The organism is Clostridium sp. TJA032 (assembly GCF_058310275.1).
The window spans coordinates 1-19,511 of sequence record NZ_JBZEFB010000002.1 but is presented as its reverse complement, the minus strand read 5'-3'; the positions used below and the strand labels follow the sequence as shown (position 1 = coordinate 19,511).

Genomic DNA, 19,511 nt, shown 5'->3' with positions numbered 1-19,511 from the left:
TACAATAAATTACAAATATGATAAAATATTAAAAAGACTTAAAGAAATTTTTAAGAGGTGAGAAAAATAAAAAAATCTATAAATAGGTTTTTAGAAAAATTCCCTAATTTCTTAAGAAATATTTCAATTAAAAATAGACTTATAGCATCTATTTCAATAGGGATAATACTATGTAGTAGTATATTAGGAATAATTTTATATGCTAAGTCAACAAAGGCTTTAAAAAGTAATGCTATTGATTATTCTAAGACAATGTTATCTATTATGACTGAAGATATTTACAAAAGTAAAAAAAATATTGAACAAGCTTCTATTGAAATGGCTATGGAAGAAAATATAATAAATACTCTAATAAATTATAAGTTTTTAGGTTCAAAAGAAAAAGAAAATTTTTATATTTATATTGAAAATTATTTATTAAATAATTTATCTCTTTTAGCTGATATAGCAGAAATAGAAATAGTTTCTAAGGATTTCGATATAGCTTATATGCAAGGATTTAAATATTTTAAAATTGATGATGTTAAAAGATATTCGGAATATGCTAAGAAGGGAATAAGTTGGTTTTATACTTTTTTAAATAATAAAAAGCATATATGCACAGTAACTCCAATTCGAAATGAGGATTCTTTAGTTGGATACATTTTTATAGCTTTAAAAGATGAAGTTTTTTCATCATCTTTTTCTCTTTTTAATTTAGATGAAGGAGAAGAAATCTTTATTTTAGATGATAATTATAATTTAATAATTTCAGAAAATACTTTGATAGATGAAAAATTTATAAAGGAAAGTCTTAATTTTGAAATAGAAAATAATGAAGGAATAATAAATAGTGTAATTTTAGGTGATAAAGAATATATAGCTATATATAAAAAGCTTAAAGGGTTTAATTGGACTATAATTTCTATGATTCCTTATGACTTTATAAATTCAGATATTAGTAGTTTGAGAAAAGAAATGAGTTTAATAGGATTAATTTTTCTTTTAGTAATACTAATATTTTCTTATTTATTATATGCAAGTATAAAGGTTCCTTTATATAAGTTGCTAGATAGGATGAAAATTGTATGTAATGGAGATTTAAAGGCTTTAGTAAATGATAATTACAATGATGAAATAGGAATTATATCAGATAATTTTGATTCTATGTTAATTAAAATAAATGATTTGATAGAAAAATCAAAGCTTCAAGAAGTAGAAAAAAGAGATTTAGAAATTAGAATGTTACAAGCACAAATAAATCCTCATTTTCTTTTTAATACTTTAAATTCTTTAAAGTGGACAGCTATTATGAATCAAGATTATACAGTAAGTGAAGGGCTTAGTTCTTTAGCTGAGTTATTAAGAAATACAATAATAGATAAAAATGAACTTATAAGTATTAGAAAAGAAATTGAAAATATAAAGAATTATATAATTATACAAAAAATAAGATATGGGGATTCTTTTGATGTTAAGTATGAAATAGAAGATAATCTATTAGAAAATAAAATTATAAAATTTCTTTTACAGCCTATAATAGAAAATTCTATAATTCATGGTATTGATGATGAGAAAAACAATCAAGAAATTATTATTAAAATAGTTTCATTAGAAGAAAATATTTTAATTACTGTTATAGATAATGGAAAGGGTTTTGATTATGAAAGTGATAATAAAAGTAATAAACTTTCAGGAATAGGATTTAATAATGTTGATGAAAGAATAAAATTAACCTTTGGAGCAGATTATGGCGCTAATATTAAAAGTGAAATTAATAAAGGAACAATAGTTTATATAGTTATTCCTAAAAGAATATGAGGGGGTGTGTTTAATGTTTAAGGTTATTATTGTTGATGATGAAAAAATAGTGAGAATAGCTATGCAAAATATAATAGATTGGGAAAGCCATGGATTTAAAATTATTTCTTTAGCTAAAGATGGATTAGAAGCCCTTAAAAGTATTGAAAACCTAGGAGCTGATCTTGTTATAACTGATTTAAAGATGAAGGGATTAAATGGTATAGAATTAATAGAAAGGTTAAAAGAAAATAATTTTAAAGGAAAAATACTTGTTCTTAGCAATCATGGTGAGTATGAATTAGTTAGAGAAGCTATGAAAAAGGGCGCTGATGATTACTTAATAAAAGTAACCTTAAAACCTAGAGAGTTAGAAGAAATTGTTGACAAGTTTAAAGAAAACTTAGAAAAAGTAGATATAGAAAAAATAGAAAATTTAAAACTTAGAAAACAGTATTATAAAACTAAAAAAATAGCAGAGATGGCTATTGTTAGAGAATTTTTAAGAGATGAAATATCCTATGAGGATTTTTATTATGAATTATCTAAAAAACATATTTTAAATGAAAACTTTGATTCTATTGTTGGAGCTTGTATATATATTGATAATTATAAGAATATATATGAAGAAAAAATAAAAGATAAAAATAAATTAACAACAACTATAGAAAACATAATTAAAGAGGAATTTGTAAGAGTAAATATGTATTTTATTCCTATAAATAATCATAAATATATATTTTTATGTAAAATGAATTTAAAAGACTTAGAGGAAAAGATTTTTCACATAAAAAGGTTAATTGCTCTTTATTTAAATATTAATTGTAGTTTTATTATTATTAATTCTATAGAAAACTTACAAGATTTTAAGCATAAATATAAAAAGGTTCAAGAAATAATAAGCTTAAAGTTTTATGAAAAAAATAGTTATATATGTTCTTTAGAGGATTTTGTAGGTTTTGGAGATTCAATAAAGCTTAAAAAAGAGGTAAATGATATTATTTTGGAAAATATAGATTTAGGATATATAGATGCAAATAAAGCTTTAATAGAAGAATTTTCAAGAAGATGTGGTATTTTAAAGGTTAATCCAAAAAACTTAATAAAAGATGTTAGTTTTATGTGTGAACTGATTGAAAATAATGAATATGTAAATGAAGAAGATAAAGAGGGCAAAGAGTTAAAATATAAACTTTTAAAAAGTAATTCTTTAGAGGATTTAATAAAAAATTCATCTAATTTAATAGAGTATATTAATAATAGATATATAAAGAATAAGGAAATACTTTATAAAAAGGAAGTAAATGAAATTATAAATTTTGTTGAGAAAAATATTCATAAAAGAATTACCTTAGTAATGGTATCTAAGGCTGTTAATCTAAATGAAAGTTATTTAAGTAGAGTTTTTAAAAATGAAACAGGTAAAAACTTAATGTATTTTATAAATGAGCTTAAGATGAAAAAGGCTAAGGAACTTTTAAAAAATTCAGACCTTTTAGTAAAAGAAGTTGCAATTAGGGTTGGAATGACAGATCAGTTTTATTTTAATAGGGTATTTAAAAAGTTTTATGGAGTAAGTCCTTCAAAATATAAAAAAGAAAGTATAAAAAAATAGTATTAAAAAAATATATAAGTAAAAAAAGTACATGTTTAGGTAAAAAAGTTGTATTTTAAAAATCTTTATAAAGAAGTATTATATAGCTATATGGAAAATGTTTACAAGTTAGGGGTATGGAGGTAAAGATTTATGAAGAGAAAGTTAGTTAAAGTTTTAACCTTAGCATGTGCTACAATTATAGCTTCTTCTGCATTTATAGGCTGTGGAAATAATGAAGAAAAGCCTGTTGAGGAAGCCAAGCCATCAACTGAAAGTTCAGAAGGTTCAGGAGAAAAGAGAGTTTTAGAAATAGCTATTTTTGAGGGCGGATTTGGAAAAGATTATTGGGAAGCTTGTATAGAAGCCTTTGAAGCTGAAAATCCAGATGTGGAAATTAAAATGGAAGCAAATCCTAAAATAGGTGAAATTATAAGACCGAGATTATCATCAGATAATGCACCTGATTTTATATATTTAAGTACTAACGATAATTCAGGTGTTGGAAATGCTTTAATAAAAAGTAAGTCTTTAGTTGATTTAACTGATGTTTTTGAGAGAGAAGACCCAGATAATCCAGGACAAAAGTTAAAAGATAAAATATTACCAGGATTTTTAGATACTCCACTAACTGCACCATATGGAGATGGAAAGGTGTTTTTAGCTCCTCTTTACTATAACGTTACAGGTATGTGGTATAATAAAGCACTTTTTAGAGAAAAGGGTTGGGAAGTTCCAGAAACTTGGGATGAATTCTTTGAACTTGGTAAAAAAGCTAAGGAAGAAGGAATTGCTCTTTATACTTATCAAGGACAGGTTCCTGGATATAATGAAGCATTATTATTTCCAGCTTTAGTGAATTCTGCAGGAGAAGAAGCATTAAATGATATATTTAATTATAAAGAAGGTGCTTGGACTAATCCAAAAGTCAAAAATGCATTAAATATATTCCAAAGAATTGCAGATGAAGATATGCTTTTAAATGGTACTGTAGGTATGACGCTTACTCAAGCGCAAGTTGAGTTTTTAAATGGAAATTCTGTATTTTTACCTTGTGGTAGTTGGTTAGAAGAAGAAATGAAAGATGCTATACCAGAGGGCTTTGAATTTGGTTTTATGGCACCACCACCATTTGAAAAAGGTGATGATAGATATGTAACTACTATGTTAGAGCAAATGTATATACCTTCAAATTCAGATCAAATAGATTTAGCTAAGGATTTTCTAGCATTCCAATATACTGATAAGATGGTGCAAAAAAATGCTGAAATAGCTAATGCTGTTGTTCCAGTTAAGGGTGCATTAGAAATGGCTAAGGATTATTTAAATGCTTCAGGATATGAAACATACAAGATAGTTGAAGATGGAGCTAAGCCTATAACTTTATCCTTTAAACCTACAAATTCAAAACTAAATTTTACTGGTGATAGTATATATGGACCTATAGGTAGCATAATGAATAAGGAATTAACTTTAGATGAATGGGTTAACAATATAGAAAAGGATTCTCAAGTTTTAGCTAAGGATATTATTGAATAATATAAGAAATAAATTTAAAAAGGAGAGATTTGTTTCTCCTTTTTAAAAATTATAGGAGGTTAAGGCTTATGAGAAGTAAAAAAAGAAAAATTTTTTTAGCAATGTGCATATTACCTGCACTTACATTATTTCTTATATTTATGGTATATCCAATATGTAAAGGTTTTATTATGTCGCTTTATGATTGGAATGGGATTTCAGGAGAACCAGTTTTTGTTGGCTTAGAAAATTTTAAATCACTTTTAGATGATAGATATTTTAAGGAAGCGTTTGGGAATACATTTATAATTATAGTTTTATTTCCAACAATAACAATTACATTATCTTTATTTTTAGCAGTAGTAATAACTCAAAGTAAATTAAGGGAAAAGAATTTTTATAGAATAATATTATTCTTTCCTAATATATTATCAATGGTTGTCATAGGTGTATTATTTACATATGTCTATGACCCGTCAATAGGACTTTTTAAAGCTTTTTTTGAGATGATTGGTTTAGATAAGTTAGCAGGCTTAGCCTGGCTTGGGGATTCAAAATTAGTAATTTTAGCTTTAATTATGACAATGGTTTGGCAAGCTGTTGGTTATTATATGGTAATTTATATAGCAGGACTTGATGGAATATCACCATCTCTTTATGAGGTTTGCTATTTAGAAGGAGCTTCTGTTTGGCAAAAATTTAGATATGTAACATTACCTCTTTTATGGGAAGTAGTTAGGGTAACCTTTGCATTCTTTATTACAGGAGCATTAAACTTAAGCTTTATTTTTGTAACGGTAATGACAAAGGGAGGACCTGATGGAAAGTCAGAGGTTTTATTAACTTATATGTATAAGCAAGCCTTTACTAATTCTCAATATGGATATGCTATGGCTATTGGTGTTACGGTATTTACTTTTGCTATGGCTCTTGCACTTCTTGTTAATAGATTAAGTAATTCAGATTTAAGAGAGGAAAAGAGAATTAAAAAATTACAGTCTAAAAAGGAGGGCATTATATGTTAGAAATTAAAAAAAGAAAAAGTATAGGCTTAGATAGAGAAAATAAATTTAAAAATATAATGTCTAATACTTTATTAAGATTTATTTTAGTAATATCAGTAATATTGGTATTGATACCAATATTATGGACAATAATGTCTTCTTTTAAAAGTTCTAGAGAATTTTATGCAAGCCCATGGACTTTTCCTGAAAGCTTTAGTTTTAAAAATTATATAACAGCTTTTGAAGAAGCTAATATGGGACGTTATTTCTTTAACTCAATTTTTGTAACCATTATAGCTATTATTATTTCATTATGTTTAAGCATACCAGCTTCATATGTTTTAGCAAGAGAAAAGTTTTTTGGATGTAATTTAATAAGAAATTTATTTATGGGAGGATTGTTTATACAAGGAGCATATATTATAGTTCCTTTATTTACAATGCTAGATAAAATGAATTTGTTAAATAACTTGCTTGTTTTAGCCTTTATATATGGGGTTTTGAGCATTCCATTTTCTACTTATATAATAAGTGGATTTATGAAGGGAATTGCAAAGGATTATGAAGATGCAGCTAAAATAGATGGATGTACTGATTTTCAAGTTTTAATAAGAATAATAGTTCCTTTAGCGAAACCTGGAATTATAACAATGACTATTTTTAATTTTATGAGTTTTTGGAATGAGTATGCAATGTCAATGACATTTATAACAGATATAGATAAAAAAACTCTTTCAGTTGGACTTCAAAATTTAATGGAAGTTCAAAAATATGCTACAGATTGGGGAGCTTTATTTGCAGGACTTGTTATAGTTATGCTACCAACTATGATTATATATTCTTTAGTCCATAAAAAATTAACAGAAGGAGTAAACATAGGAGGAGTAAAAGGATAGAATATATTTAAGGCAATTATAGCTTTTAAAAGTTATAATTGCCTTTTTTATTTATAATAAAATTATTTTTTATGAATTTATATAGAAATTTGTGAATTTTTTTATATAATTAATTAGTAACTTAAGATAAAAATTAATATTAGCTATTTAAAATTCATTATTACTAATATTAAGTGGAGGAGATAATTTGAAAAAAACTATTAAAATTTGGACTTTTACTTTAATTTTTTTGATTACTATATTATTAATATACTTTTTTATACCAAGTATTAATTATAAAGTTAATCAAATGTTTTTTTATTTAGGATGTATGGATTTAAAAATGATAAAAGAATATATCTTATCTTTTGGAGCTTTAGCACCTATAGTATCATTTTTCCTTATGGTAATTCAATCAATAATTGCTCCTATACCAGCTTTTTTAATAACATTAAGTAATGCCGCTATATTTGGTTGGATTAAAGGAGCTATATTATCTTGGAGCAGTTCAATGTGTGGAGCCATATTATGTTTTTATATATCAAAATTTTTAGGAAGAGATATAGCAGAAAAATTAACTAGTAAGTTTGCCTTAAAGGATATTGATAAATTTTTTGAGAGGTATGGAAAATATACAATTCTTATAGCAAGATTACTTCCTTTTATATCCTTTGACTTGATAAGTTATGGTGCAGGGCTTACATCTATTGGTTTTTGGCAATTTTTTATTGGAACTGGTATCGGACAGTTACCTGCTACAATTATTTATTCCTATGTTGGAGGAATGTTAACTAGAGGGAATCAATTACTTATGAGTGGTATTTTAATATTATTTTCTCTTACTGTAGCAATTTATCTTTTGAAGAAAATTTTTGATAATAAGAGGGGTAAAAATGAAAGTTAGTGAGCTAAAGAAAAATTTAGATAATTGTATAGATTGTGCTTTATGTTATGATGTTTGTCCTATGCTAAGTGCTTTTGGAAATAATACTAAAAATATATTAGATAATATGTATTTAAATAAAATAAATTCTTATGATATTGCATATTCCTGCATGCTTTGTAATAGTTGTGTGGAAAAATGTCCTAAAAATATAGATTTAAAAGGAATGTTTCAAAATTTAAGAATAAAATTATATAAAGAAAATTTAAGAGAGGCTAATAAATCTTTTAAATTAAGAATTGTTAGAAATCATCAAAGGGCTAGTTTTTCTAATTTTTTAGCATCAAAAAATAATAATAGAAAAGTAGATAGAATTTTTATTCCAGGTTGTAGCTTAAGTGGATATGATAATAATATTATTTTAAAAATAAGAGATTATTTAGTTGATAATTTAAAGGAGGTTGAAGTAATTTTAAAGTGTTGTGGAAAGCCTTCAAAGGATATTGGAAATTTAGATGGATTTAAAAGTAATATGAATAAAATAAAACAATTTTTACATGAAAAAGAAGTTAAGGAAGTAATAGTAGCTTGTGAAAATTGTTATAAAACCTTTAAAGAAGAATTAAAAGAAATTAAAGTTATAACTCTTTGGGAAACTATAGATAATTTTAAAATTCCAAAGGAATTAAAGAGTAAATATTTAAATTTACAAGATGAGTTTGCTTTGCATGACCCTTGTCCAATAAAAGATGAGGAAAAGATTCATGATTCTGTCAGAAATATACTTAAAGACTTAGGAATTAAAACATTAGAATTTGAGAAGAATAGAAATGAAACTGAGTGTTGTGGTTGTGGCGGAATGGTAGGAGTGACAAATAAAAAATTATTTACAAAGCAAAGGGATAAAAGAGCTAATTCTACAAATTGTAAGAATATAATTTCTTATTGTGAATCTTGTGTTAGTGCTTTTAAATATTCAAATAAAAATTCCCTACATCTATTAGACTTTATATTTAATGACGAGGTAATTAGTGGAGAAATTAAAAGTCAAAAATCTATAAATAGTCTTAATCAATGGATAAATAGAATAAAGTTAGTTAAAAAATTAGAAAAATAAAATTAGATTTTATATTAAAAATATAAAATTTATTATTTTTAATATACTAAAGAATTAATATAAGATAGGAGAAAGTTAATTAATGTTAGATACTTATGGAAGGAAGTACGTAAATCCACTAATAGATTTTGGAGCAAAACTTTTATTAAAGTTAAGATTAACTCCAAATAAAGTTAGTATATTAGCTTTATTTATAGGAATTTTAAGTTCAATAGCTCTTTACTTTGATAAATTATTTTTTTCTATAATTTTGCTATGGATATCTGGATATTTAGATTCTGTTGATGGGGCTATGGCTAGGAAAAATAATATAAGTAGTTCTTTTGGAACTTTATTAGATATAACTTTTGATAGGATTGTTGAAGTTAGTATAATATTCATATTAGCTTTAAAGTTTGAAAATAGTAGGTTACAGCTTTTAGTACTTATGATTATGATTTTAATATCTATGACAATATTTTTAACTGTAGGAGCTCTTGCAAAAAATGAAGGGTTTAAGTCTTTTAAATATCAAGCAGGGCTAGCTGAGAGGTCTGAAGGCTTTATTTTCTTTACCTTTATGATTTTATTATCATCAATTAATTTAAATTTATTAACTAATATATTTTCTATAATAATATTTATAACAATAATTCAAAGAGCATTAGAGGCAAAGAAAATATTAAATAAATAGATTAATTAAATGTTAATAATAGAAATGGGGATTAAAAATTAAAGTAATAAATTATGTATTTAAAGTAAATAAATAGATTAATTAAATTATTTTATTTAATTAAATTTAAAAAAAGTTTTTTAAAAAATAAACAAATGGATAAAAATATATTCTGTGTTAACTATAAGTTAATTAATTAACTGAAAGTTAAAAATGAAAAAATATTATGATATACTATATTTGTTCAATAAAAATTCATAATAAGAACCAGGAGATGAAATGCGAATGTTTAATTTAAATCCTAAAGATGATAAATTTTATGATATGTTTATCGATGAAGCAAAAAACGTAGAAAGGGCAGCAGAAATATTGTGCGAAGCCTTAGGGGATCTTGAAAATAAAACAAGCCATGTAGCTAGGGTAGAAGAATTAGAACATAAGGGAGATGAAATAGTTCATAAGCTTATAGAAGAATTAAATAACTCTTTTATAACTCCTATTGATAGAGAAGATATATTTTCTATAACAAAAAGAATGGATGATATTTTAGATTCTATAGAAAGTACTATGCATAGATTTACAATGTTTAATATAAATGAATCTAGAGAAGGTGCTAAGGTTTTAGGAAATTTAATTGTTGATGCTTCAAGAGAACTTGTAGCTTTAATGGAAGAATTTAAACATATGAAAAAGAAGAATAAAGAAATTACAGATAGAGTAATATCAATAAATAAAATAGAAAATAAAGGAGATATTTTCTATAGACAGATGATATCAGAATTATTTGCTGAAGATGGTAAAATTCCAGTTTTAGATATAATAAAATGGAGAGAGATATATAAGTTTTTAGAGGCAACTTTAGATAGCTGTGAAGCAGTTGCTAATATAGTTGAGGGAGTAGTGATGAAGTATGTCTAGTACTTTAGCTGTAACAGTAGTTATAATTCTCTTAACTTTAGCTTTTGACTTTATAAATGGATTTCATGATACTGCAACAGCTGTTGCAACTTCAATTTCTACTAGAGCACTTTCACCTAAGTCAGCTATAGCTTTATGTGCTATATTTAACTTTGTTGGAGCATTTTTAGGAACTGAAGTTGCTAAAACTGTAGGTGATGGTATAGTAGACCAAAGTAAAATGCCTTTATGGGTAATTGCAGCAGTTATATTAGGTGCTATAATATGGAATCTTATTACTTGGTATTTTGGTATTCCAAGTAGTTCTTCACATGCTTTAATAGGCTCTTTAATTGGAGGAGGAATAGCGTATTCTCATTCTATAAACATAGTAAGTTGGGGAACTCTTTTTGATGAGGTAATACTTTGGCTTATTTTATCACCTATTATAGGATTAATAGTAGGGTACATATTTATGGTTTTATTAAATTGGGCACTTAGAAAATGTAAACCAGGACCAATAAATAGAATATTTTCTAAATTACAAGTTGTTTCAGGTGCATTAATGGCTTTAAACCATGGTGGTAATGATGCACAAAAATCAATGGGTATAATCACAATGGCACTTTTAAGTGGAGGATTTTTATCAGCTTTTGAAGTACCAATATGGGTTATAGGATTATGTGCAATTGCAATGGCAACAGGAACTTCAATTGGAGGACAAAAAATAATAAAAACTATGGGAAGTGGAGTTGCTAAATTAAATGCAGTAAATGGATTTGCCGCTCAAACTGGAGCAGCAGGAGTTATTGGAATAGCTACAATGTTTCATGCGCCAGTAAGTACAACTCACATAATAACAACAACTATTATGGGAGTTGGAGCATCTAAAAATCCTAAAGCAGTTAAATGGGGAGTTGCTAAAAATATAGTTTGGGCTTGGATTTTAACAATTCCTATAAGTGCAGTAATATCAGCTATAGTGGTTGAGATACTTAAATTTATATTATAAAAAAGGATAAAATTAAGGATTATATGAAATTATTAATTTCATATAATCCTTTTAATTTTATAAATTTATTTACTATTATTGTTTACAGGTTTCTTTAAGAATCCTATTATTAGAGCAGCTACAACAGAGCCGATTAAAATTGATAAAACATATAAAAGAGGATTTCCTTCAACAACAGGAACTACAAATATTCCACCATGAGGAGCTGGTAATCCTATTTTGAAAATCATAGATAATCCACCTGCTAAAGCTGAGCCTATAACACAAGCTGGAATAACTCTAAAGGGGTCAGCAGCAGCAAAAGGAATAGCACCTTCAGTTATAAAGGTTAATCCCATTATGTAGTTAGTTGCACCAGCATCTCTTTCATCTTTAGTAAATTTATTTTTAAAGAAAGTAGTTGCTAGAGCTGTAGCTAAAGGAGGAACCATACCACCAGCCATTATAGCTGCATGAGGATAATAGTTTCCAGAAGCTATCATAGCTATTCCAAAAGTGAATGCAGCTTTATTTATAGGACCACCCATATCTATAGCCATCATTCCACCTAAAACAATTCCTAAAATAACTAAGTTTCCAGTTCCCATATTTTGTAGCCATATTGATATAGTATTATTTAAAGCAGTTACAGGACCAACTATAACTAAATACATTAAAGCTCCTGTTATTAAAATTCCGAATAGCGGATATAATAATACAGGCTTAATACCTTCTAAAGATTGTGGTAATTTACTAAATATTTTCTTTAAGAATACAACTACATATCCACCAAGGAAACCAGCAATTAATCCACCTAAAAATCCAGAGCCACTATTTGCAGCGATTAATCCACCTACCATAGCTGGTGCAAAACCAGGTCTATCAGCTATACTAGAACCAATAAATCCAGCAAGTACAGGAATCATAAGGAAGAATGCGTTTCCTCCACCAATATCTTTTAGTAATTTAGCTATTGGGCTAAAAGATGGGTCATTTATATCTGCTGAATTTATACCAAACATAAAGGATATAGCGATTAAGATACCACCACCAACAACGAAAGGTAACATATTTGAAACACCATTCATTAAGTGTTTATAAAATCCTCTTCTTTCAGTTTTTGAAGAGGAACTTTCAGAAGTAGAACTACTAGAATTTGAATAAATAGGAGCAGAGCCACTTAAAGCTTCATTTATTAATTCTTCAGGTCTTTTCATAGCTTGTACAACAGGAACTATTACAACCCTTTTACCATTAAATCTAGCCATTTCTACTTGTTTATCAGCAGCAACTATTATTCCATCAGCTTTTTCTATATCCTCTTGAGTTAATTTATTTTTAACTCCTGTTGAACCATTAGTTTCTACCTTTATATTTATATTCATATCTTTAGCTGTTTTAGAAAGAGAATCAGCTGCCATATAGGTGTGTGCAATACCAGTTGGACATGCTGTAACAGCTAATATGTATTTTTTATTTGAATCATTTTCTACATTATTAGAAGGTTCATTTTCATTATTATCTTCATCTTCTTCAAACTTGTCTAAAAGAGATAATACTTCTTTAGGGCTTTTAGCATTTAAAAGACCATTTTTAAAATCTGGGTTCATTAAAAGTACTGAAAGTCTAGATAAGGTTTCTAAATGTTCTTCATTTGCTCCTTCAGGTGCTGCAATCATAAATACTATATTAACAGGAGTGCCATCAATAGAGTTGTAATCAACACCATCTTTATAAATTCCAAGAGCTAAGGAAGGAACTTTTACTGCCTTTGTTTTTGCATGGGGAATAGCTATTCCTTCTCCAATACCAGTAGAAGATGAATTTTCTCTTTTTAAAATTTCTTCTTTATAAAGATTTTTATCATTTAGTTTTCCAGCATTCCATAAAACATCAACTAGTTGGTCTATAACTTCAGTTTTGTTACATGCTGAAAGATTAAGTTTTATTGTATCAAGACTTAATAATTGAGAAATTTTCATATTTTAAACCTCCTTATACTTTTCAATTTCTATAGTTTTTAATAGCTTATTAACGTCCTCATATGTAGCAAGGTCTAAGGAAAAAGCACTAGCACTTCCTGAGGCTATACCATTTTTAAAAGAAGATATTAAATCCTTAGTTTCTACATACTTTGCTAAAAATCCACCTACTAAAGAATCACCAGCACCTACTGAGTTTATAACTTTTCCCTTTGGTGCATTTCCTTTATATACATTATCCTTAGTTATTAATAAAGCACCATCTCCAGCCATTGATATTATTACGTTTTCAGCACCAAGAGTAATTAACTCTTTTCCGTATTTAATAAGTTCTTTTTCTGAATTTATTTTTACATTGAATATTTCTTCAATTTCATGATTATTTGGTTTAATTAAAAAAGGTTTGTTTTTTATAGCCTCTAAAAGAGCTTTTCCAGAGGTATCAACGACAACCTTTACATTATTCTTAGAAACTTTTTCTTGTATTTGAAGATATAAATCTCTAGGTAATGTAGAAGGAATACTTCCAGCAAGAACTAATATATCTTCATTTACCAGTTTATCTAGTTTATTGAACAAAGCTTTTAGATTTTCTTCTGTTATTACTGGACCTAAACCATTTATTTCTGTTTCTTCATTAGATTTAATTTTTACGTTAATTCTTGAATCACCATCTACTTTTATAAATTCAGTTTTTACACCTAATGAAATTAAGCTATCTTCAATAAATTTTCCAGTAAATCCACCAAGGAATCCAAGGGCTATATTATTTACTTTTTGATTTCCTAGAATTCTTGAAACATTAATTCCTTTTCCACCAGGAAATTTAAAGTCTTTACTTGTTCTATTTACTTTTCCTAGCTCTAAGTTTTCTACATCTATGACATAGTCAATAGATGGATTAAGAGTAAGAGTATAAATCATTAAATATCGACCACCTTTATATTAGTTTTTTTATCATAAGTATTGTCTTCAGGTTTTTTATTTGTTATTATTGTGCATTTATTTATATCTGAAAATTTTATTGTTGAAATTTCTCCAAATTTAGAATAGTCAGCTAAAACATAAGACTTTTTAGAATTTTTAATTGCACATTCTTTTAATACAGCTTCTTCTGTATCAGGAGTAGTAAGTCCATAAGAATGATGAATACCATTTGTACCAATAAAACATTTATCAAATCTAAATTTTGAAAGACACATTAAAGCATCACAACCAGTTACGGCTTTAGTAGATATTTTTATTGTTCCACCTATTATGTAACATTTAATATTTTTTTGTATTAAGGTATCTATATGAGATAAACCATTACTAACAACTAATATATCCTTATCTTCTAAGTAATCTATTAATTCATAGGTTGTTGTACCAGCATCTATAAATATACAATCACCATCTTCAATAAGAGAAGCAGCATATTTTGCTATGGCTCTTTTTTCATGAGTGTTTTTGGATGATTTTTCATTATAGCTTAATTCTTTGGAAACATTATCTAAAGATTTAGCACCGCCATGCACTCTTTTTAAGAGATTTATAGATTCTAAATAGCTTAAGTCTCTTCTAATTGTAGATTCAGAGCTTTCAGTACTTTCAAGTAATTCTGTTAAACTAACAAAGCCTTTTAATTTTAGTAAATTCAGTATTATTTCATGTCTTTTTTCACTTAACATAATAACCTCCTAAAACCTTGTAACTAAATTATACATTCAAAAACATTCAAAATCAATAAAAAACATTCAAAAACATTTAAAGTTACAGGTCTTTTTTATTTAAATATATGAAATATAAATTTTAATTTATTAAAATAATTTTTATATAAACTATATTATAATAAGAAATAAATTTTATTATAAATAATTTATAAAAATATATTCTATTTTAATTATAATATATTAAAATAAATAAAAAGAAGTTGTCTTTTAGACAACTTCTTTTTATTCTGCTCTATATTCAAATTTTTTTATAAGTTTTATTACATATATTTTTATAACGGACATAACAGGGCTTCCTAATATCATTCCAATAGGACCATATATTGCTCCACCAATTGTTACTCCAAGAATTACTAAAAATGGACTAAGACCAACTCTATTACCTATAAGTTTAGGGTCTAAGTACCAAGCATCAAATTGTTGAAGGATAAATAAATATATAAACACAATAACTGCTTTTACTGGGCTTACAAATACATTTATAAAGAAACCTACAATCATTCCTATGAAAGGTCCAAAGTATGGAATCATATTTGTTATACCAACAACAAAGGAAAGTAGAAGTGCATATTCAGATTTTAATAAGGTTAAACCTACAAAGGCTAATACACCAATTATTAATGAATCTAAAGCTTTTATTCCTACATAAGTACCGATTTTTTCATTAAGTATTTTTATAAAGGATAGGATTTCATTACCTAGTTTTTTACCAAAAATAATTTTAGTTATTTTACTTCCATGAGATAAAAATTTATCCTTATCAATTAAAACGTAAATTGATATTAAGAAACCAAATACCCAATTTATTATTGAACTTGTTAAACTTATGGCAGCATCTAAAAGCCAATTAGATAATAAGGTAATCATAGAGCCTATAAAGTTTATAACTTTATTAGCATCACTATGAGGAATATATGAATTTATACCTTCAGGAACCTTAAAGTTTGCCATTATATTTGTAAATAAATTTTGCACATAAGTAGTAAACTCAGGAATATTATCTATTAATTCTATTAAACTTGTGTATAGCTTTGGTAGCAAGTAAGTAGCTGCTAAGGATATTGAAGTTAAGACTAACAAATAAGTTATAACTATACTAAGTCCTCTAGATAATTTAAACTTTTTACTAAATAAATTTACTATTGGGTTTAAAATATAGGCAATTATAAAAGCTAATAAAAATGGAAGAATTACAGCTAAAATAGCATCTATAAAAGACATTACACCATGCATGTTATCGATTAGTTTTATTGATACATAAGAAACTATAATTACTAAGAAAATTTTTATATAAGCTTTATTATTTTTAAAAAAGTTACTCAATAGTTAACCTCCTTTTTCATAAATTAAAAATTAAATCTTAAATATTATAAAAATACTCTTTGATTATATGGTTTTAAAATAAATTTATCAAATAGTATTTATTTAATATATAAATATAATAAATTAATTTATTTTATGTAATCTTTAAAAAAATCTTAAGAATTATTTTTTAACTAAATGTTAAAAATATTTATAATTATTGATAAAGAAATTAATTAACTAGATAATAAGATATATATAAGTATGGGGGGACTTAATGATTTTTATGTGTAGCAAGAAAGTTTTTTTAGAAGAAAGTATAGAAATGATTGATTTCATTCATGATAGAATGAAAAACTTAAGTTGTTTAAAGTTAAAGGATTTAGATTTAAATAAAACAATGCTTTTAATAGTTGATATCAATAAAGGATTTGCTAAAAAAGGAAATTTATATAGTGAAAGAATTGAACGTTTAATAGAACCTATATGTAATTTAACAAAGAAAGCTTTAGATAGTGGAATTAAGGTTAAAGCTTTTACAGATTATCATACTAAGGATTCTTTAGAACTAAAAACTTATCCTACTCATTGCATAGATGAAAGTGATGAATGGGAAATTGTAGAGGAATTAAATTTAGAAGGAATTGATGTTATAAGAAAAAATTCTACAAATGGATTTTTAGAAGAAAAGTTTAATTTTGATTATGAAAAAATAAAAAACATAATAATAGTAGGAGATTGTACAGATATTTGTGTATATCAATTAGCCATTACTCTTAAAACTGATTTTAATAGAGTAAATAAAGAGGGCGATATATATGTAGTTAAAAATCTTGTAGATACTTTTGATTCACCAACCCATAAGGCAAATTTTATGAATTATATATTTTTAAATTCTCTTATTGATAATGGGGTTAAAGTAGTAAAGGATATTATTTAAAAAAAGAAAGTGTTTTTAGTAATAAAAATATATTATTAACTTTTAAAAGTGTATAAAAGTTAATAATTTTTAAAAAAAATTAATAAATTAAATTGAATTCTAAATAAAACTCACAAATTTTAAATTATATAAAATTTGTGAGTTTTGATTTTAATTCTCTTAAGTTAGTATAATGTTCATATAATTACTATGAAGGGAATTGATTATTATGAAGATTGATTTAGAGGAACTGGTAAGTAAAAATAAAAAATATACAAAGAAAGGTCATGTAGCTACATATATACCTGCTTTAGCAGAGGTTGACCCTAATAAATTAGGAGTTTATATGTATGATATAAAAGAAAATAAAGAATTTTCTGCTGGAGATTGTAATATTAGATTTGCTATAGAGAGTATATCAAAGGTTCCTACATTAATTCTTGCAATATTAGATAATGGAATTGAAAAAGTTTTTTCAGAGGTTGGAGTTGAACCTTCTGGTTTTGCCTTTAATTCTATTATGAATATGCAAATAAATAGAAAAAATAAGCCTTCTAATCCTTTTATAAATGCAGGAGCTATTAAAGTTGTTTCTTTATTAAAAGGAAAAGATGATAAGGAACGTTTTGAAAGAATATTAAAATTTTATAGAAAGATAATGGATGATGAAAACATAGTATTAGATGAGGAAATTTATTTATCTGAAAAGGAAACAGGAGATATAAATAGATCCCTTGCTTATTATATGAAAGGAAAAGGAATAATGAAAGGGGATGTCAATGATATTTTAGATTCCTATTTCAAGCAATGCTCAGTATTAGTTAATGCTAAAAATTTAGGCAAATTAGGAGCAGTTTTAGCTAATGAAGGGGTAATGCCATGGAATGGTGAAAGATTATTTAAAGTAGAAGTCGCAACTATAATAAAATCATTAATGACTACTTATGGATTATATGATGAATCAGGTGATTTTTCAGTTCACATAGGACTTCCATCTAAAAGTGGTGTAGGAGGAGGAATTTTATCTACAGTTCCTAATAAATATGGAATAGGATTATTTAGTCCACCTTTAGATAAAGCAGGAAATAGCGTTGCTAGTATTAAACTTTTAAAAGATATTGTAGATAAGTTAAAGCTAGATATTTTTAGATAAATAGATAGAAAAAATTAGGTTTAATTATGTTTAGATAATTATCTAAGTATAATTAAACCTATTTTTATTTGATGCAGAATAGTTTTTAATTAATTAAATAACAAAGAGAAGTAATAATCATATTTTATTATTAAAGAAGTATTTAAGGATTATTAAAATGGATGTTTATTCTCAATTATTTAAATTATTGTTATCTTCTATTATAGGACTAATAATTGGTTTTGAAAGAACTAGGAGAAGAAAGTCAGCAGGTATAGGTACATTTTCAATAGTTTGTATTACCTCTTGTTTATTGACTTTAATATCTATTTATGGCTTAGGAAGTGATTCGGATAAATCTAGATTAATAGCAAATATAATTACTGCCATAGGTTTTTTAGCAGGAGGAGTTATTTTTACTGTTAATGATAAAAATAAGATTGAAGTAAATGGACTAACTACAGGTTCAGAAATATTTTGTGTTGCATCTTTAGGTATAGCTATAGGTATAGGGTTATATTTATTAGTTTTTACAGTTGTAATTTTAGTTCAAATAAATATATTAATAGCTTTTATTATAAAGAAGAATTATAAAAATACAAAATTAGAAAATAATGATGATTAATATAAAGGAACTTGAATTAGCAATTAAAGATAAATTGAGTTTTAAAATAGGTATATGTTATTAGAACAGTTAAATTTATTCTTAAGGATAAGCGTAACTGTTCTATAATTTTTAAATAAGCTAACATAAATAAAAAGTAAACTTTTCCTAGTGTATCTACATGAATATGATTTAGAAAATTAAAGATTTTTAAAGAATAAATAATATAATTATGTAAAATGGGTATATTGATAATATATAATATATACTTATGTGATAAGATAAAGAACGTCGCTAAGATAACTTCAACAAATTTGTATCAAATATTAAATCACATTAAAAATGTTTGAAAAAATATTTGAAAAAAATGTTGACAAAGTTTCTAAGTGATGATAAACTAAAGAAGTCGCTTGAGGGCGACAAAGAAATGGTCTTTGAAAATTAAACAGAAGATATTAACATAAACCAGCAATTCTTTTATAAGTAATATGAGTATAGATTAAACTTTTAAATTGAGAGTTTGATCCTGGCTCAGGATGAACGCTGGCGG

General features: G+C 25.7%; 17 protein-coding genes. 13 read left to right on the top strand and 4 right to left on the bottom strand.

The window, feature by feature from the left end; genetic code table 11:
* Positions 1-57 precede the first annotated feature (57 nt).
* The 10 genes from AC4FRL_RS07240 (at position 58) to AC4FRL_RS07195 (ending at position 11,331) form a co-directional block, all read left to right on the top strand.
* The gene (locus AC4FRL_RS07240; protein ID WP_491139550.1) at positions 58-1,800 is read left to right on the top strand and encodes a sensor histidine kinase; all 1,743 of its coding nucleotides are present in this window, start codon (positions 58-60) and stop codon (positions 1,798-1,800) included.
* Positions 1,801-1,813: 13 nt separating this feature from the next.
* Positions 1,814-3,394, top strand: a complete 1,581-nt coding sequence (locus tag AC4FRL_RS07235) for a response regulator transcription factor (protein WP_491139549.1) — start codon at positions 1,814-1,816, stop codon at positions 3,392-3,394.
* A 132-nt stretch (positions 3,395-3,526) separates the two neighbouring features.
* On the top strand, positions 3,527-4,912 hold the full coding sequence (locus tag AC4FRL_RS07230) for a carbohydrate ABC transporter substrate-binding protein (protein ID WP_491139548.1): 1,386 nt from the start codon (positions 3,527-3,529) through the stop codon (positions 4,910-4,912).
* Positions 4,913-4,980: 68 nt separating this feature from the next.
* Positions 4,981-5,916, top strand: a complete 936-nt coding sequence (locus tag AC4FRL_RS07225; RefSeq protein ID WP_491139547.1) for a carbohydrate ABC transporter permease — start codon at positions 4,981-4,983, stop codon at positions 5,914-5,916.
* Complete coding sequence (locus tag AC4FRL_RS07220) at positions 5,910-6,791, top strand: carbohydrate ABC transporter permease (RefSeq protein ID WP_491139546.1); 882 nt, start codon at positions 5,910-5,912, stop codon at positions 6,789-6,791. Before AC4FRL_RS07225 ends, AC4FRL_RS07220 begins: the two co-directional genes overlap by 7 nt.
* 187 nt (positions 6,792-6,978) lie before the next feature.
* A complete protein-coding gene (locus AC4FRL_RS07215; RefSeq protein ID WP_491139545.1) occupies positions 6,979-7,674 on the top strand; it encodes a TVP38/TMEM64 family protein in 696 nt (231 codons plus the stop codon).
* The gene (locus AC4FRL_RS07210) at positions 7,664-8,770 is read left to right on the top strand and encodes a (Fe-S)-binding protein (RefSeq protein ID WP_491139544.1); all 1,107 of its coding nucleotides are present in this window, start codon (positions 7,664-7,666) and stop codon (positions 8,768-8,770) included. Before AC4FRL_RS07215 ends, AC4FRL_RS07210 begins: the two co-directional genes overlap by 11 nt.
* Positions 8,771-8,852: 82 nt before the next feature.
* Positions 8,853-9,443, top strand: a complete 591-nt coding sequence (locus AC4FRL_RS07205; protein ID WP_491139543.1) for a CDP-alcohol phosphatidyltransferase family protein — start codon at positions 8,853-8,855, stop codon at positions 9,441-9,443.
* A 264-nt stretch (positions 9,444-9,707) separates the two neighbouring features.
* Positions 9,708-10,340, top strand: a complete 633-nt coding sequence (locus AC4FRL_RS07200) for a DUF47 domain-containing protein (RefSeq protein ID WP_491139758.1) — start codon at positions 9,708-9,710, stop codon at positions 10,338-10,340.
* Entirely contained in the window at positions 10,333-11,331 is a 999-nt protein-coding gene (locus AC4FRL_RS07195) for an inorganic phosphate transporter (protein WP_491139542.1), read from the top strand. Before AC4FRL_RS07200 ends, AC4FRL_RS07195 begins: the two co-directional genes overlap by 8 nt.
* 65 nt (positions 11,332-11,396) lie before the next feature.
* Here the strand turns inward: AC4FRL_RS07195 and AC4FRL_RS07190 are convergent, their stop codons facing one another.
* The 4 genes from AC4FRL_RS07190 to AC4FRL_RS07175 form a co-directional block, all read right to left on the bottom strand.
* Complete coding sequence (locus tag AC4FRL_RS07190) at positions 11,397-13,292, bottom strand: PTS fructose transporter subunit IIABC (RefSeq protein ID WP_491139541.1); 1,896 nt, start codon at positions 13,290-13,292, stop codon at positions 11,397-11,399.
* A 3-nt stretch (positions 13,293-13,295) separates the two neighbouring features.
* Complete coding sequence (gene pfkB, locus AC4FRL_RS07185; protein WP_491139540.1) at positions 13,296-14,216, bottom strand: 1-phosphofructokinase; 921 nt, start codon at positions 14,214-14,216, stop codon at positions 13,296-13,298.
* On the bottom strand, positions 14,216-14,962 hold the full coding sequence (locus AC4FRL_RS07180; RefSeq protein ID WP_491139539.1) for a DeoR/GlpR family DNA-binding transcription regulator: 747 nt from the start codon (positions 14,960-14,962) through the stop codon (positions 14,216-14,218). Before AC4FRL_RS07180 ends, pfkB begins: the two co-directional genes overlap by 1 nt.
* Before the next feature lie 264 nt (positions 14,963-15,226).
* Entirely contained in the window at positions 15,227-16,327 is a 1,101-nt protein-coding gene (locus AC4FRL_RS07175; protein WP_491139538.1) for an AI-2E family transporter, read from the bottom strand.
* Positions 16,328-16,583: 256 nt separating this feature from the next.
* Between AC4FRL_RS07175 and AC4FRL_RS07170 the strand changes: the two genes are divergently transcribed.
* The 3 genes from AC4FRL_RS07170 (at position 16,584) to AC4FRL_RS07160 (ending at position 18,982) form a co-directional block, all read left to right on the top strand.
* Positions 16,584-17,246 (top strand): cysteine hydrolase family protein, encoded by a 663-nt coding sequence (locus AC4FRL_RS07170; RefSeq protein WP_491139537.1) that lies wholly within the window; start codon positions 16,584-16,586, stop codon positions 17,244-17,246.
* 208 nt (positions 17,247-17,454) lie between these two features.
* Positions 17,455-18,378, top strand: coding sequence for a glutaminase A (gene glsA / locus AC4FRL_RS07165; protein WP_491139536.1), 924 nt, complete (start codon positions 17,455-17,457; stop codon positions 18,376-18,378).
* 157 nt (positions 18,379-18,535) lie between these two features.
* On the top strand, positions 18,536-18,982 hold the full coding sequence (locus tag AC4FRL_RS07160; RefSeq protein WP_491139535.1) for an MgtC/SapB family protein: 447 nt from the start codon (positions 18,536-18,538) through the stop codon (positions 18,980-18,982).
* Positions 18,983-19,511: the final 529 nt, after the last annotated feature.

Coding starts and splice junctions, on each gene's coding strand:
- AC4FRL_RS07225 (WP_491139547.1), top strand. CDS start 4,981: ATGAGAAGTAAAAAAAGAAAAATTTTTTTAGCAATGTGCATATTACCT.
- AC4FRL_RS07205 (WP_491139543.1), top strand. CDS start 8,853: ATGTTAGATACTTATGGAAGGAAGTACGTAAATCCACTAATAGATTTT.
- AC4FRL_RS07190 (WP_491139541.1), bottom strand. CDS start 13,292: ATGAAAATTTCTCAATTATTAAGTCTTGATACAATAAAACTTAATCTT.
- AC4FRL_RS07210 (WP_491139544.1), top strand. CDS start 7,664: ATGAAAGTTAGTGAGCTAAAGAAAAATTTAGATAATTGTATAGATTGT.
- AC4FRL_RS07170 (WP_491139537.1), top strand. CDS start 16,584: ATGATTTTTATGTGTAGCAAGAAAGTTTTTTTAGAAGAAAGTATAGAA.
- AC4FRL_RS07180 (WP_491139539.1), bottom strand. CDS start 14,962: ATGTTAAGTGAAAAAAGACATGAAATAATACTGAATTTACTAAAATTA.
- AC4FRL_RS07220 (WP_491139546.1), top strand. CDS start 5,910: ATGTTAGAAATTAAAAAAAGAAAAAGTATAGGCTTAGATAGAGAAAAT.
- AC4FRL_RS07200 (WP_491139758.1), top strand. CDS start 9,708: ATGTTTAATTTAAATCCTAAAGATGATAAATTTTATGATATGTTTATC.
- AC4FRL_RS07230 (WP_491139548.1), top strand. CDS start 3,527: ATGAAGAGAAAGTTAGTTAAAGTTTTAACCTTAGCATGTGCTACAATT.
- AC4FRL_RS07235 (WP_491139549.1), top strand. CDS start 1,814: ATGTTTAAGGTTATTATTGTTGATGATGAAAAAATAGTGAGAATAGCT.
- AC4FRL_RS07160 (WP_491139535.1), top strand. CDS start 18,536: ATGGATGTTTATTCTCAATTATTTAAATTATTGTTATCTTCTATTATA.
- pfkB (WP_491139540.1), bottom strand. CDS start 14,216: ATGATTTATACTCTTACTCTTAATCCATCTATTGACTATGTCATAGAT.
- glsA (WP_491139536.1), top strand. CDS start 17,455: ATGAAGATTGATTTAGAGGAACTGGTAAGTAAAAATAAAAAATATACA.
- AC4FRL_RS07195 (WP_491139542.1), top strand. CDS start 10,333: ATGTCTAGTACTTTAGCTGTAACAGTAGTTATAATTCTCTTAACTTTA.